We start from the raw sequence: 14,832 nt of genomic DNA, 5'->3' as shown, positions 1-14,832 counted from the left end.
TTCTTGAATAATCATCACAACAAAGCAATCCATGCTATTGATTTAATTTTTAATTTCAAAAATGAGGCAACAAATGTTTACAGCTAAAGAAGGCCAGAACGTTCCACAAGTCACTTTTCCAACTCGCCAAGGCGATGCTTGGGTTAATCTAACCAGCGATGAATTATTCAAAGGCAAAACCGTTATCGTGTTTAGCTTACCAGGTGCATTTACGCCAACTTGTTCATCCACTCACCTGCCGCGCTATAACGAGCTATTCCCAGTATTTAAAGAGCACGGTGTGGATAGCATCCTATGCGTATCCGTGAACGATACTTTCGTAATGAACGCTTGGAAAGATGACCAAAATGCAGACAACATCACTTTCATTCCCGATGGTAACGGTGAATTTACCGATGGCATGGGTATGCTAGTGGATAAAAATGACCTTGGTTTCGGTAAACGTTCATGGCGTTACAGCATGCTGGTGAAAGACGGCGTGGTAGAAAAAATGTTTATTGAGCCCAATGAACCAGGTGACCCGTTCAAAGTTTCTGATGCAGACACCATGCTCAAGTACATTGCCCCGCAATACAAAGTGCAAGAGTCGGTAACCATCTTCACCAAGCCGGGCTGCCCTTACTGTGCGAAAGCCAAACAAGCCCTGATTGATGCGGGTCTACAGTATGAAGAGCTGATCTTAGGCAAAGATGCCACTACCGTGAGCCTACGTGCCGTTTCGGGCCGCAGTACAGTGCCACAAGTCTTTATCGGTGGTAAGCATATTGGCGGTAGCGACGACTTAGAAGTCTACCTAAACCAATAAGCACTATAGGCTCCGTAACGGAGCCTAATTTTTCCCCCCCGACAGACCGATAACCCACCGATTGAGGAACCAGAATGAAGCAGATCCACGTTGATGTTGCCGTGATAGGCGGCGGTACCGCTGGTCTTGGCGCTTACCGTGCCGCAAAAGCCTATACGCCAAATGTGGTCATGATTGAAGGTGGCCCTTACGGCACCACCTGCGCGCGAGTAGGCTGCATGCCTTCCAAATTACTGATCGCGGCGGCAGAAAGCGTGCACCAGATTGAGAAAGCGCCCGGTTTTGGCATTCACCCACAAGGTGAAATCGTGATTAATGGACGTGAAGTGATGGATCGCGTCAAACGCGAACGGGATCGCTTTGTTGGCTTCGTACTGGAAGGAGTCGACTCAATTCCTGAACAAGATAAGCTGGCTGGCTATGCCAAGTTTATTGATAACCATACCCTGCAAATCGATGATCATACTCGCGTTCATGCCCAACGGATTGTAATTGCCACTGGCTCACGCCCGGCTTACCCAGCCGCATGGCATGAGTTAGGCGATCGGCTAGTGATCAACGATGATGTGTTCGAATGGGATGATCTGCCTGCGGCGGTTGCGGTATTTGGTCCGGGCGTGATCGGCTTAGAGCTCGGTCAAGCACTGCATCGTTTAGGGGTGCAAGTCAAAGTGTTTGGCTTAGGTGGTCAAGTGGGACCACTGACTGACCCTGAGATCATGGCTTACGCTAATCGTGCTTTCCAGCAAGAGTTTTATCTGGATGCGGATGTCAAAATCGAAAACATGCAGCGTATCGCGGGCGATAAAGTTGAGATCCAATTTATCAACCAGCAAGGTGAATTAGAAACTTTCGTGGTCAATTACGTGCTGGCCGCCACCGGTCGTCGTCCCAACGTTGATCAGCTCGGCTTAGATAACACCGATGTGGCGCTCGATGCACGTGGCGTACCGACCGCTGATCACTACACGCTGCAAACTTCAGTACCTGCAATTTTTATTGCTGGCGATGCTAGCAACCAAATTCCGCTGCTGCATGAAGCGGCCGATCAAGGTCGAATTGCCGGTGATAACGCCGGGCGCTTCCCTGACATTCGCGCTGGTTTGCGCCGCTCGCCAATTTCTGCAGTGTTTTCTGACCCACAAATCGCTATGGTTGGGGAAACCTATCAGCAGTTAACGCAGCGTTTGGGTAACTGTGGCTGCTTTGCGGTGGGTGAAGTGTCGTTTGAAAACCAAGGTCGTTCACGCGTGATGCTGCGCAACAAAGGCTTGCTGCATGTGTATGGCGAGCAAGGCACAGGTCGTTTCCTTGGCGCGGAGATGATGGGACCGAATGCCGAGCATTTAGCCCACCTACTGGCTTGGGCACACCAAAACCAGATGACTATTTCACAGATGCTGGATATGCCTTTCTACCATCCGGTGATTGAAGAAGGAGTGCGCACTGCACTGCGCGATCTTAACGCTAAGCTGCACTTAGGCCCAGAGATGATCCAACACTGTTTGGATTGTGGCCCGGGCTGTTAATCTGCGCCTATCGTAGTCGATGGCTCAAGCATCCCCTATCAGATACAGCCCAACCAGCAAGTTGGGCTTTTTTGCTGTTGTGAAAACCGTTAGCCGCTAACTGTCACTGGCGATCAAGATCATTTGAGCCACCGACTCAGCTCTCGGTTATACTGGTGAACCTTAGCAATCGGAACCCGATTGTTGATGGATCACTTGCAACGAAAGGAGTAGCCATGGCTTGTGGAGAGTGCAGCGAACATTGGTTTTGGAAAAAAATCGGCCGCTGCCAACGCTGTATCGATCAACTTACGGTGTTATCCGTGGTGGTGTGGATCATTTGGTTTTGGGGCTTTAAAGATGTGCCCACCAGCATCGAGTCGATCAGTCTGATCTTGGCGGGTTTTGCTTTTAATGGCCTGCTATTTCTGCATCTATGGCTCAGGTATGTGATCTTGCCTTGGCGTAAACGGCAAGCAAAAAAGGATTAAATCGGGCGCATCACTCTTCTGCTGTACAGAAAAGAAAAAAGCCCTAAACCTAGTACAAGTTTAGGGCCTTCTTAGAGTCTTCTAAGAAAAAGCAGTGGTACAGCTATAGACTGAGCTTTAGGGCAAAGGTTCATTAAAAATGATCTTTTTACGATCTTTTTTAGCTCGCAAGGATCCTGCCTGACCGCTCACCCAATTTATTCCGCCTTTACCCGAGCTTGCGCCTGTTGCAAGGCATAAGCCACTTGCTGGGGAGCCACTCCTCCCAGAGCACAGCGCTTATGTAAACAAGAGTCGATGGTCAAAATCGAGTAAACATCTTGCTCAATCAACGGTGAAAACTGCTGTAGTTCGCTCAGCTCGAACTCTTCCAGCGCCACTCCTTGTTTAATCGCCGCTACCACCACTACCCCAACAATATGGTGCGCTTCACGAAATGGCACCCCTTTCGCGACTAAATAATCCGCCAGCTCGGTCGCGTTCGAGTAACCTTGCTTGGCCGCTTCGAGAGTACGCGCAGCGTTGACTTTAATCCCATCAAAACAGAGTCCAGCCATTTGCAAGCAATCAAACCAAGTATCAAGCGCATCAAACAGCCCTTCTTTGTCTTCCTGCATGTCTTTATTGTAGGCCAGTGGCAAGGCTTTCACCGTCATCATCATCCCGGCCAACGCGCCATACACACGGCCGGTTTTGCCACGGATCAACTCCAGCGCATCCGGATTTTTCTTTTGCGGCATCAAAGACGATCCCGACGTCACCGTGTCCGCGAGCTCAATAAAACCTGCTTCGCCGGTAGTATAAAAGATCATATCTTCCGCCAGACGCGACAAATGCAGCATTGAAATCGATGCCACAGAGATCAGCTCCAGTACATGATCGCGATCGGAAACCGCATCCAATGAATTACGTGTCGCGCGAAGAAAACCAAGATCCGCCGCCAACACTTCCCGATCAATCGGGTAAGCAGTGCCCGCTAAGGCTCCTGAGCCAAGTGGTGAAGTATTTAGCCGCGTCAATGCGTCAGCTAAGCGTGATTCATCCCGCTCAAACATTTCTAAATAAGCTAAGCACCAGTGGGCAAAGGTGACTGGCTGTGCGCGTTGCAAATGGGTATAGCCCGGCAGCACCGTCGCTTGGTGTGCAGCCGCTACCGCAACTAACTGTTGCTGTAGTGCTTTAAGCGCCAACAGAAGATGAACGCTTTGATCGCGGCACCACAGTTTAAGATCGGTTGCCACCTGATCATTACGCGAACGGCCAGTGTGCAGTTTCTTACCCAGATCGCCGACTTGCTCAATCAGTTGCTGCTCGACCCAAGAGTGAATATCTTCCGCATCCGACGCTAAAATTTGCTCAGGATCTTGCTGAACCGATTGCAACAATTGGTTTAACGCCTGCTCTAACTGTTGTTGCTCAAGCCCGGTTAACACATTGACTGACAGCAAAGCTTTTGACCAAGCAATCGAGCCAACAATATCTTGCTCGGCCAAGCGATAATCAAAGCGCAGTGAATCATTAAAGGTTTTAAACCGACTGTCTGCCGCTTGGGTAAATCTTCCACCCCATAATGCCATGCTACATCTCCTACTTGCCTCTGACTGCCACCACAGTTGAGGATGTGATAACTGAAAAATAAGGATCGCACGGCGATCCTTATTCTAAAAATCGATAATGCGACGGATCACTGATGATGTTTATTCAGCGCACGGATCCGGCTCGACAACGAGTAGAGGCGAATAAAGCCGCCAGCATGGCTTTGGTCGTACACTTCATCAGCACCAAAAGTCGCAAAATCTTCCGAGTAGAGACTATTGGCCGAACGTTTCTGGGTTGCGACCGCTTGGCCTTTGTAGAGTTTGATCACCACTTCACCGTTGACCTCTTTGGCCAGCTCATCGGCAGCGGCAAATACCGCTTGACGCAATGGAGTAAACCAGCGGCCATCGTAAACCAGATGCGAAGCTTTAATGCCCAGCTCTTCACGAAACTCAAACGCGGTTTTATCCAGCACTAACTGCTCAACCGCACGCAGCGCTTCCATCATGATGGTGCCTCCCGGGGTTTCGTAACAGCCGCGCGATTTCATGCCGACCAGACGGTTTTCTACGATATCGATCCGACCGACCCCATGTTTTGCCCCTTTTTGATTGAGGTAGCGTAGTGCGTTATATGGCGTCATGGCTTCGCCATCCACCGCGACCACTTCACCGTGCGCCACTTGCAGGGTGACATATTCTGCCTCATTCGGTGCTTGCTCAGGATCAACCGTCCACACCCAGCAATCTTCATTCGGTGCATTCCAAGTACTTTCTAGCACGCCACCTTCGGTCGATATGTGCCATGCGTTAGCATCACGCGAATAAATTTTGGTCAGCGAAGCAGCACAAGGAATGTTACGTGCAGCAAGGTAATCCAGACACGCTTCACGGCTACGCAGATCCCATTCACGCCATGGTGCAATCACATGCAGATCTGGTGCAAGCGCAGCAAAGGTACCTTCGAAGCGCACTTGATCGTTACCTTTACCGGTACAACCATGCGCCAGAGCATCCGCTCCCACTTTACGCGCAATTTCAACTTGAGCTTTCGCAATCACCGGGCGTGCCATTGAAGTACCCAGCAGGTATTTTCCTTCGTAGTACGCGCCAGTTTTTAGGGTTGGATAGATGTAGTGTTTAACAAACTCTTCTTTTAGATCAACGATGTAGCATTCTGAAGCGCCGGAAGAAAGCGCTTTAGCTTCCACGCCTTTCAGCTCTTCGTCACCTTGACCGACATCGGCCACAAACGCCACTACCTCACAGTCATAATTCTCTTTCAACCAAGGAATGATCACCGAGGTATCCAAACCGCCGGAATAGGCCACCACCACTTTTTTAACTTGAACTTTACTCATTGATTTATCTCCATATTCCTGACTCTGTGCTAAGCGTTCAGTGCTCAGGTTGCATCAAATTAGTGACTTAATAGGTTAAGGAAGAAAACGGGTACCAATACTTTCACCAGCAAATAGCTTGGCGAGCTTCTCTGGGTAACGCCAGGTCGCCACTTCAATCGGACGCCCTAAATCTTGTGCCGCTTGCAGCGCTGCTTTAACTTTGACAATCATGCCATCGGTAATCACTTTGCCAGCGATCAGAGCATCCGCTTGTTTGCTATCTAATGTCGTGATCAAACGGCCTTTACCATCGAGCACACCACTGACATCCGACAGCAGTACCAGTTCCGCATCTAAAGCGCCGGCAACCGCCAATGCCGCTTGGTCTGCATTCACATTCATCATCTGTCCTTGTGCTGTAAGGCCAATCGAACTAATGATCGGCATCGCACCGACAGCTAAAATCGCTTGCAGTAAAGTGGAATCACCCGGGGTGGCTTTACCGACAGCACCCAATTGAGGATCCAATTCGTCTACCTGACACAAGCCGCCATCGGCCAGCGATAGCCCTACCGCATTAATGCCATTTTTAATCGCTTGGCCTTGCAACATTTTATTGGCCGTTCCCGCTAGCGCACCGGTAATGATCGGGATTTGCTCATAGGGGGTAACACGCAAACCCTCTTTCTTAACCGATTTCAGCTGCAACTTGGCCAGCAAATCATCGACCAGATAACCGCCACCATGCACGATGACAATACCGCGCTGGGCTTGCTGCTGATATTGCGCTATCGCGGCAAACAATTTGCTCAGTGTCTCGGCACAATCGAGCGCGGCACCACCTAACTTAATCACTAAAGGACTGAGCTTGAGAGTTGTCATAGTAAATCCTTATACCAATGCGGTTAATGGGTCGAAACCGTAGTGAATATTTAAACACTGCATCGCTTGACTGGATGCACCTTTCAATAAATTGTCGATCGCAGAAACCACAATGATATGACGTCCCTGCACTTTCCAGCCCAAGTCACAAAATGGTGTGAATTCGACATCTTGCACCCGAGGTAAACCGGTTGGAAAACGCACCAATGGTTGATCGTGATAGGCATTGGCAAAGGCTTGTGCCACTTGTTGTTCGCTCACCCCAGCGGCCAGTTTCATCGTAATGGTAGCTAAAATGCCACGCTTAAAATTGCCAAGATGTGGAGTAAAAATCACCTCACAGCCAAGATGAGTGGCAATTTCCGGTTGATGGCGATGATTAAACACCCCATAAGGCTGCAGGCTCACTTCACAAAAGCTGTTGCTCATACTGGCTTTGCGTCCAGCGCCAGAAACACCGCTCACCGCATTAATCACTGGCCATTGGGTAGTATCCAGCAAACCGGCGACGAGCAACGGTTTAATCGCGAGTTGTGATGCAGTGGGATAGCAGCCCGCGACGGCAATGATTGGGCTGGTTTTGATCGCCTCTGCGTTCCACTCTGCTAAGCCGTACACCGCTTGCTCTAACCAGTCGAGATGTTGATGAGTAAAACCATAAAAAGTCGGATAAAAATCCTCACTCTGGACCCGAAATGCACCAGAGAGGTCGAAAACTTGGCAACCTTGCGCTAAAAATTGTGGCGCGAGATCGTGGCTCACTTCGTGCGCGGTGGCTAAAAAAACCACATCACTGTTGGCCGCCACCGCCGCAACATCGGTTAATGCCTGCACTGACATATCAATAATGCCAGCCACCCGACCATGCAAAGCTGCTAACGATTTTCCCGCATCAACACTGTTGGCGGAAACATATAAACCTGCTAGCGTGAGTTGTGGGTGTTTGTGCACCATCACAGCCAATTCTGCTCCGGTGTAACCACTTGCGCCAATGATGGTGGTTTTTAACATCAGAAAACATCCATATTCGTGATGAAAGATAGCAGCTCATGCTGATTATTCATCTTTAAAAACTACGATTAATTGATTTTTTATTCACACAAAGTGATTTAATATGTGTTTTACCGTTTCGCTGTCCCCCTGTCAATAGTAGGAGTAAAGATAAAATGTCGTTACCCAGTTTCCTTGAGGTCTATGAAGGCCTGATTTCAACTTCTTCGATCAGCTCAACCGATACACGCTGGGATCAAGGTAATGAGCAGGTGATCGCAAAATTAGCGGAGTGGCTAAGTGCGCTCGGCTTTACCATCCACATTGAGCAGGTGGCAGAGCATAAGCAGAATTTGATCGCCCAATTAGGCAGCGGCGAAGGTGGCTTACTGTTAGCCGGACACAGTGATACGGTGCCATTTGATCAAGGGCGTTGGAATTACAATCCACATGCGCTAACTCAAGCCAATAATCGCTTTTATGGATTGGGTACCGCCGATATGAAAGGCTTTTTCGCCTTTATCTATGAAGCAGTGAAAAAAGTTGATTGGAGCAAACAGAGTAAGCCGCTGTATATTCTTGCCACTTGTGATGAAGAAACCACCATGCTCGGCGCGCGTCACTTCACCGCCAGCACACCATTTAAACCCGATTACTGCATTATCGGTGAGCCAACCAGCCTAGTGCCCATTCGCGCCCATAAAGGCCATGTCGCCAATGCGATCCGAGTGACCGGTAAATCTGGCCACTCATCCAATCCCGCGTTAGGGGTTAATGCGATTGAAATTATGCATGAAGTGCTATTTGCGCTGATGCAGCTACGTGACCGCTTAATCAAAACTTATCAGCATCCCGGATTTGAAATTCCGACCCCAACACTCAACCTTGGCCATATTCACGGCGGCGATAGCCCAAATCGGATTTGTGGCTGCTGCGAATTGCATTATGACGTGCGTCCGCTACCTGGGATGAGCTTAGAGGGTTTAGATAACCTGATGCGCGAAGCTCTGGGAGAAGTGCAACAAAAATGGCCAGGGCGGATTGAGTTGGTCCCCCTGCATGAACCGATCCCGGGCTATGAGTGTCCCGCTGAACAGCCCTTTATTACCAACATGAGTGAACTGTGTGGGCAAACCGCACAAACCGTCAATTACTGTACCGAAGCGCCGTTCTTACAGCAAGTTTGCCCAACCTTAGTGCTCGGCCCCGGCTCGATTGATCAAGCGCATCAACCCGATGAATTTTTAGCCTTTGAATTTATTGAGCCGACGCTGAATATTCTGTCACGCGCAATGCTGAAATATTGTTTCTAAATCGATCACAGCTAGCGCAACCTCAGGCTTTTTGTAAGAAGTTTTCAACAAATTAGTCCAGTTAGTTAAACAAGCGCCACACAAAAGCGCCGATTAATAAACCAAATTTTAGCCTTAACCGCTAGCTTACTGGACAAAACGGCCAAGATTGTGTAATTAACTGGACTAATACTGGATGTAATTTTTTTTCAAGGCAGGATGACAATGAACGAAAAATACGCTGCGCTTAAAAGTAACGTAAGCATGTTGGGTAGATTACTCGGCCAGACAATCCAAGCCGCCGATGGCGACGTTATTTTAGAAAAAGTGGAAACCATCCGAAAACTTTCTAAATCCGCCAGAGCAGGCAATCAAGCTGACCGTGAACTGCTGATTGAAGAGATCAAACATCTCCCCAATCATCAGTTGACTCCGGTCGCTCGTGCGTTTAACCAATTTCTGAATCTGACCAATATCGCTGAGCAGTACCACACCCTCTCTCGCCACTGCGAGAGCGATGTTAATGGGCTAGATTCCCTCAGCAATTTATTCGCAAAACTGGCGCAAAAATCGGTCAGCCAGTTCGATACTGCGCAAGCCATTCGTGATCTGAATATTGAGTTGGTGTTAACCGCTCATCCGACCGAAATCACTCGCCGCACCATGATCAATAAATTGGTCAAAATCAATGAATGTTTGTCCAAACTCGAGCTGAGCGAACTCTCGTCAAAAGAGCGCCATAATACCGAACGGCGTTTGGAGCAATTGATTGCACAAAGCTGGCACTCAGATGTGATCCGTCAGCAGCGCCCAACCCCGCTCGATGAAGCCAAATGGGGCTTTGCGGTAGTTGAAAGTTCACTGTGGCACGCGGTACCTGAATTTTTACGTGAACTGGATGAGCAGGTGCAATCTCACTTAGGCGAAGGCTTGCCGATTGACGCTCGTCCGGTGCATTTTTCCTCGTGGATGGGCGGCGATCGTGATGGCAACCCGTTTGTCACTCACACCATCACGCGGGAAGTGCTGTTGCTATCGCGCTGGAAAGCGGCCGATTTGTATCTGACCGATATCAATGAGCTAGTCAGCGAACTTTCAATGACCAAGTGTAATGATGCGGTACGCGCTTTAGCCGGCGAGGAGCACGAACCGTACCGCGCGATTCTAAAGCGCCTACGCAGCTTGCTGCAAGAAACGATCACCATCTTGGATGCCAAAGTTAACGGTCAAAAACTGGCGGTCAAAGCGCCGCTACAAACGGTCGATCAATTGTGGGAACCACTTTACGCTTGTTATCAATCACTGCATGAGTGTGGCATGGGCGTGATCGCCGATGGTTCGCTACTCGATACCCTGCGCCGTATCAAAGCCTTCGGCGTGCATCTGGTACGCCTTGATATTCGCCAAGAAAGCTCACGCCACGCTGAAGTACTTTCTGAGCTGACCCGCTATCTTGGGATTGGTGATTACGAGCAGTGGAGCGAACAAGATAAAATCGCGTTCCTGACCACCGAACTCAATTCTAAACGACCGCTATTGCCACGTGATTGGCAACCTTCGGAATCGGTTAAAGAGGTGATCGACACTTGTAAAATCATTGCGCTGCAATCAAAAGATGCGTTTGGTGCCTATGTAATTTCGATGGCCCGTACCGCGTCCGATGTACTGGCGGTGCACCTGCTACTGCAAGAAGCTGGTTGCCCTTACCGTATGGATGTCTGCCCACTGTTTGAAACCTTAGAAGATTTAAACAATGCCGAATCGGTGATCCGTCAATTGATGAGCATCGATCTGTACCGTGGCTTTATTCAAAACCACCAAATGGTGATGATTGGTTACTCAGACTCCGCCAAAGATGCTGGAGTCATGGCCGCGGGCTGGGCGCAGTACCGTGCGATGGAAGCATTGGTTAACGTGAGCGAAGAAGTCGGTATTGAACTTACTCTATTCCACGGTCGCGGCGGTACCATTGGTCGCGGAGGTGCACCGGCCCATGCCGCACTCCTTTCACAGCCACCAAAAAGTCTAAAAGGTGGACTACGCGTTACCGAGCAAGGCGAGATGATCCGCTTCAAGCTTGGACTGCCCGATGTTGCAGTTAACAGCTTCAACATGTATGCAAGTGCAATTTTAGAAGCTAACTTATTGCCACCACCAGAGCCAAAGCAAGAGTGGCGCGATCTGATGGATGTGCTATCCGAGGTCTCTTGTGAAGCCTATCGCCATGTCGTGCGTGGCGAGCCCGATTTTGTACCTTACTTCCGCCAAGCAACCCCGGAATTAGAGCTGGGTAAATTGCCACTGGGCTCACGCCCATCGAAACGCAATCCGCATGGTGGAGTAGAGAGCCTGCGCGCCATTCCATGGATTTTCTCTTGGAGCCAAAACCGCTTAGTCTTACCGGCTTGGCTTGGCGCTGGTGAAGCGATCCAATTCTCGATCGATAAAGGGCATCAAGCACTGCTGGAAGCCATGTGTCGCGAGTGGCCGTTTTTCTCAACTCGGCTTGGCATGCTCGAAATGGTCTACACCAAGTGCAGCCCTGAGATTGCCGAATATTATGATCAACGTTTAGTCGATCCCGCACTGCGTCCACTGGGTGAAAAATTGCGCGCCCAATTGCAAAAAGATATCCAAACGGTGCTTAATGTCGAAAACAATGAGAACTTAATGCAGAGCAATCCTTGGGGGCATGAATCGATTCGTTTGCGCAATATCTATGTCGAGCCACTCAACATGCTGCAAGCGGAATTGCTGTACCGAACTCGTCAATCGCAACAGCCGAGCGTAGAACTTGAAGAAGCACTGATGGTGACAATTGCTGGGATTGCCGCCGGAATGCGTAATACTGGTTAAAAAAATCATAATTCAATAACTTAAAATCCTAAAAGACTGCATTTTTGCAGTCTTTTATTTGGAACTTTGGCATTATTGAGAACATTATCAGTTTTTTACTTAATCAACCATTTTGTATTCCACTTAATGCTTATTATTTGGATATACTACTGACCAATGCGATAAGTAATAGCAACTTATTGCGCAATTAAAGTATGCACAGACATACGCCAAGCTAGGTGACAATCAGTTTTATAAGGTGACATAAGCAGTCAGATATCTCGACTGCGTTTATTTAAACCAATGGATATACGTGCCACAAGAAGCACACCACGGTTTGAATGAAAGTTTATGTTGACTTAATTTTGGATTGAAGACATGTCATTACCACACGTTATCCTTACTGTTCTTAGCACACGCGATGCAACCGGTTACGATATCACTAAAGAATTTTCTGCCAGTATTGGCTACTTTTGGAAAGCGAGTCACCAGCAGGTTTATCGCGAATTAAATAAAATGGGTGAGCAAGGTTTAGTCACTTGTGTATTACAACCGCAAGAAGGCAAACCGGACCGTAAAATCTATTCAATTACTCAAACAGGCCGCAGCGCTTTAGGTGAGTGGTTTGAGCAGCCTACTGCTCACCCAACTGTACGCGATGAGTTCAGCGCTAAACTGATGGCCTGCTCGATTCAGTCGGCAGAACCTTATCGCTTGCAACTCACCGAACTGGTGGAAGAATCACGCAAACTGGTCGCACATTATCAAGAGATCGAAGCGGCTTACTATGCGACCCCAAGACTACTCGACAAAGCGCAACGTTTAGAACGCTTAACTCTACGTCGCAATTTATTGGTTCGCCAAGCTTGGATCCAATGGGCCGATGAAGTGTTGGCGGAATTGGCTGAGCTGGCGTAAGCCAACTGCCTATTTAATGTAAAAAAGGATGATGGTGACATCATCCTTTAATCTTTTTGACCCCCATTCAGCCATCAGCTTCAAACTCAAGCTACGCCGAATTAAATCCCGTCGCCACCAATAAAGGTTTGCGTACGGCCATTAAATTGCTGATCCATATCCAGTGAGGGTTTATCGGATTGTGGACGTCCGACAATTCGAGCCGGAACCCCAGCTACTGTGGTGTGTGGTGGCACCGCTTGCAAGACGACTGAGCCAGAGCCAATTTTTGCGCCTTCACCCACTTCGATATTGCCTAAAATTTTCGCGCCAGCACCAATCATTACTCCTTCGCGAATTTTCGGATGCCGATCACCACACTCCTTACCGGTACCGCCCAAAGTAACGTCTTGGAGGATCGACACATCATTTTCAACCACCGCCGTCTCACCAATCACAATCCCAGTCGCATGATCGAGCATGATGCCACGACCAATACGCGCCGCAGGGTGAATATCGACTTGGCAAGCGACCGAAATTTGATTTTGCAGATAAGTCGCGAGCGCTTTGCGCCCTTGCCGCCACAACCAATTCGCGACTCGATAGCCTTGCAGTGCGTGATAACCCTTGAGATACAACAGTGGCATCGAATACATAGACACTGCCGGATCGCGAGTCACCGTCGCACAAATATCGCATGCGGCAGACTGGGTAATGCTCGGTTCAGCGGCAAATGCCTCTTCAATCACCTCTCGCACCGCCATAGCGGGCATCGAGGCGGTACTCAAACGGTTGGCCAAAATATAACTGAGCGCCGAGCTTAAACTGTCATGTTTAATAATCGTCGCGTGATAGAAGCTGGCGAGCATTGGCTCTTGCTCTGACTGCTCACGAGCTTCCACCACTATCGTTTGCCAAACCTTAGTATGCGCACACTGTTTCATTGCTTATTTGTGTCCCAATCAAGAGAAGGCGCGAGCCCGCCATCTAATCGATATTATCTCGTCCGTTGGATTTACCTGCGGTTGAGCAGCAAACCAGAGCTTAGCGCTCCATCTTCTTATCACGAGCCAGCAAGTCCTGAGCCGCCAGTCGCGCATCTTTACCTTGATACAATACTTGATAAATTTGTTCAACAATTGGCATCTCAACACCCATCCGTTTCGCCAGCATCCACACTTCTTTGGTGTTGCGATAGCCTTCGACTACCTGACCGATATCGCTTTGCGCGCTATCGACATCTTTCCCCTGACCAAGCGCTAAGCCAAAGCGACGGTTACGTGATTGATTGTCGGTACAGGTCAGCACTAAATCGCCCAGTCCGGCCATGCCCATAAAGGTTTCTGGTTTGGCTCCCAACGCGGCACCTAAACGGCTCATTTCGGCCAAACCGCGTGTGATCAGCGCGGTACGCGCATTGGCCCCAAAGCCGATCCCATCGGACATCCCTGCGCCAATCGCAATCACATTTTTCACGGCGCCGCCCAACTGCATGCCGATAAAATCACTGTTGGCATAGACGCGGAATGTTTTGCTGCAATGGATTTTTTCTTGTAGATCAACCACAAATTGCGCATCGGGCGAAGCGACTGAAATGGCCGTCGGCATCCCCATCGCCAGCTCTTTGGCAAACGTTGGCCCAGACAGCACCGCCAATGGATAGCTATCGCCAATCACATCGTGCGCAACCTCTTGCAATAAGCGTCCGGTTTCTGGCTCTAACCCTTTGGTCGCCCAGCAAATCCGGCTATCAGCACGCAAATATGGCTTTAAGCTGTTTAGCACCAGACCAAATACATGGCTTGGCACCACCACCAATAGATCACGACACGCTTGCACCGCTTTCTGTAAATCGGTTTCCACAATCAATGAATCAGGAAACGCAATATCGGGTAAAAATTCGTGATTGGCCCGCTCGGCGGCCAAACGAGCCATATGCTCGACTTCATGTCCCCATAGGACAATATTCGCTCCATTACGGGCCAGTGAAATCGCCAGCGAAGTACCGTAAGATCCGGCACCAATTACCGTCATTTCAATCGGTTTCCCGTAGCCATTATGGTTATGTGTCTCGCTCATTATTGCGCCTATCGATAACGAAGTTGGGCTCTATTCTATACTTAAAGTCGGCAAAATTGCAGACTCGCATGATCACTGCGCTGATTAAGCCACCATTCAGTCGCTAGAATAAAAAAATGCACATCGCAACCGCGCTGTGCATTTCATCAAAGTAAAGTGACAACCGCCTAAC

General features: G+C 49.1%; 12 protein-coding genes. 6 read left to right on the top strand and 6 right to left on the bottom strand.

Annotation, left to right across the window (positions count from 1 at the left end; translation table 11 throughout):
* Positions 1-73 precede the first annotated feature (73 nt).
* The 3 genes from PUN32_RS08200 (at position 74) to PUN32_RS08190 (ending at position 2,804) form a co-directional block, all read left to right on the top strand.
* The gene (locus PUN32_RS08200; RefSeq protein ID WP_274722618.1) at positions 74-805 is read left to right on the top strand and encodes a glutathione peroxidase; all 732 of its coding nucleotides are present in this window, start codon (positions 74-76) and stop codon (positions 803-805) included.
* A gap of 74 nt (positions 806-879) precedes the next feature.
* Entirely contained in the window at positions 880-2,334 is a 1,455-nt protein-coding gene (locus tag PUN32_RS08195) for a dihydrolipoyl dehydrogenase (protein ID WP_274722617.1), read from the top strand.
* Between the two features lie 215 nt (positions 2,335-2,549).
* A complete protein-coding gene (locus PUN32_RS08190; protein ID WP_274722615.1) occupies positions 2,550-2,804 on the top strand; it encodes a DUF3624 domain-containing protein in 255 nt (84 codons plus the stop codon).
* A 197-nt stretch (positions 2,805-3,001) separates the two neighbouring features.
* On the opposite strand, the gene argH is transcribed toward PUN32_RS08190, so the two are convergent.
* The 4 genes from argH to argC form a co-directional block, all read right to left on the bottom strand.
* Positions 3,002-4,381 carry an argininosuccinate lyase gene (argH, locus tag PUN32_RS08185; RefSeq protein WP_274722614.1) on the bottom strand — a complete coding sequence of 460 codons (1,380 nt, stop codon included), beginning with the start codon at positions 4,379-4,381 and terminating at the stop codon, positions 3,002-3,004.
* A gap of 107 nt (positions 4,382-4,488) precedes the next feature.
* Entirely contained in the window at positions 4,489-5,703 is a 1,215-nt protein-coding gene (locus PUN32_RS08180) for an argininosuccinate synthase (RefSeq protein ID WP_274722612.1), read from the bottom strand.
* Between the two features lie 75 nt (positions 5,704-5,778).
* Positions 5,779-6,567 (bottom strand): acetylglutamate kinase, encoded by a 789-nt coding sequence (gene argB / locus PUN32_RS08175; RefSeq protein ID WP_274722610.1) that lies wholly within the window; start codon positions 6,565-6,567, stop codon positions 5,779-5,781.
* Positions 6,568-6,576: 9 nt separating this feature from the next.
* Positions 6,577-7,578, bottom strand: a complete 1,002-nt coding sequence (gene argC / locus PUN32_RS08170; RefSeq protein WP_274722608.1) for an N-acetyl-gamma-glutamyl-phosphate reductase — start codon at positions 7,576-7,578, stop codon at positions 6,577-6,579.
* Between the two features lie 155 nt (positions 7,579-7,733).
* Between argC and argE the strand changes: the two genes are divergently transcribed.
* The 3 genes from argE to PUN32_RS08155 all read left to right on the top strand — a co-directional run bounded on the left by argE (position 7,734) and on the right by PUN32_RS08155 (position 12,602).
* Positions 7,734-8,870, top strand: a complete 1,137-nt coding sequence (gene argE, locus PUN32_RS08165; protein ID WP_274722606.1) for an acetylornithine deacetylase — start codon at positions 7,734-7,736, stop codon at positions 8,868-8,870.
* A 204-nt stretch (positions 8,871-9,074) separates the two neighbouring features.
* Entirely contained in the window at positions 9,075-11,705 is a 2,631-nt protein-coding gene (ppc, locus tag PUN32_RS08160) for a phosphoenolpyruvate carboxylase (RefSeq protein ID WP_274722604.1), read from the top strand.
* Between the two features lie 357 nt (positions 11,706-12,062).
* Entirely contained in the window at positions 12,063-12,602 is a 540-nt protein-coding gene (locus PUN32_RS08155) for a PadR family transcriptional regulator (protein WP_274722602.1), read from the top strand.
* Positions 12,603-12,703: 101 nt separating this feature from the next.
* Here the strand turns inward: PUN32_RS08155 and cysE are convergent, their stop codons facing one another.
* Both cysE and gpsA read right to left on the bottom strand, forming a co-directional pair.
* Positions 12,704-13,525 carry a serine O-acetyltransferase gene (cysE, locus tag PUN32_RS08150; RefSeq protein WP_274722600.1) on the bottom strand — a complete coding sequence of 274 codons (822 nt, stop codon included), beginning with the start codon at positions 13,523-13,525 and terminating at the stop codon, positions 12,704-12,706.
* 100 nt (positions 13,526-13,625) lie between these two features.
* A complete protein-coding gene (gene gpsA / locus PUN32_RS08145; protein WP_274722598.1) occupies positions 13,626-14,660 on the bottom strand; it encodes an NAD(P)H-dependent glycerol-3-phosphate dehydrogenase in 1,035 nt (344 codons plus the stop codon).
* Between the last annotated feature and the right edge of the window lie 172 nt (positions 14,661-14,832).

The sequence above is a fragment of the Vibrio chanodichtyis genome, from assembly GCF_028863985.1.
Classification (GTDB): domain Bacteria; phylum Pseudomonadota; class Gammaproteobacteria; order Enterobacterales; family Vibrionaceae; genus Vibrio; species Vibrio chanodichtyis.
The sequence above is the reverse complement of the archived record's forward strand: the minus strand, read 5'-3'. Positions and strand labels throughout refer to the sequence as shown.

Coding starts and splice junctions, on each gene's coding strand:
- PUN32_RS08200 (WP_274722618.1), top strand. CDS start 74: ATGTTTACAGCTAAAGAAGGCCAGAACGTTCCACAAGTCACTTTTCCA.
- PUN32_RS08180 (WP_274722612.1), bottom strand. CDS start 5,703: ATGAGTAAAGTTCAAGTTAAAAAAGTGGTGGTGGCCTATTCCGGCGGT.
- argE (WP_274722606.1), top strand. CDS start 7,734: ATGTCGTTACCCAGTTTCCTTGAGGTCTATGAAGGCCTGATTTCAACT.
- PUN32_RS08195 (WP_274722617.1), top strand. CDS start 880: ATGAAGCAGATCCACGTTGATGTTGCCGTGATAGGCGGCGGTACCGCT.
- PUN32_RS08190 (WP_274722615.1), top strand. CDS start 2,550: ATGGCTTGTGGAGAGTGCAGCGAACATTGGTTTTGGAAAAAAATCGGC.
- ppc (WP_274722604.1), top strand. CDS start 9,075: ATGAACGAAAAATACGCTGCGCTTAAAAGTAACGTAAGCATGTTGGGT.
- cysE (WP_274722600.1), bottom strand. CDS start 13,525: ATGAAACAGTGTGCGCATACTAAGGTTTGGCAAACGATAGTGGTGGAA.
- argC (WP_274722608.1), bottom strand. CDS start 7,578: ATGTTAAAAACCACCATCATTGGCGCAAGTGGTTACACCGGAGCAGAA.
- gpsA (WP_274722598.1), bottom strand. CDS start 14,660: ATGAGCGAGACACATAACCATAATGGCTACGGGAAACCGATTGAAATG.
- PUN32_RS08155 (WP_274722602.1), top strand. CDS start 12,063: ATGTCATTACCACACGTTATCCTTACTGTTCTTAGCACACGCGATGCA.
- argB (WP_274722610.1), bottom strand. CDS start 6,567: ATGACAACTCTCAAGCTCAGTCCTTTAGTGATTAAGTTAGGTGGTGCC.
- argH (WP_274722614.1), bottom strand. CDS start 4,381: ATGGCATTATGGGGTGGAAGATTTACCCAAGCGGCAGACAGTCGGTTT.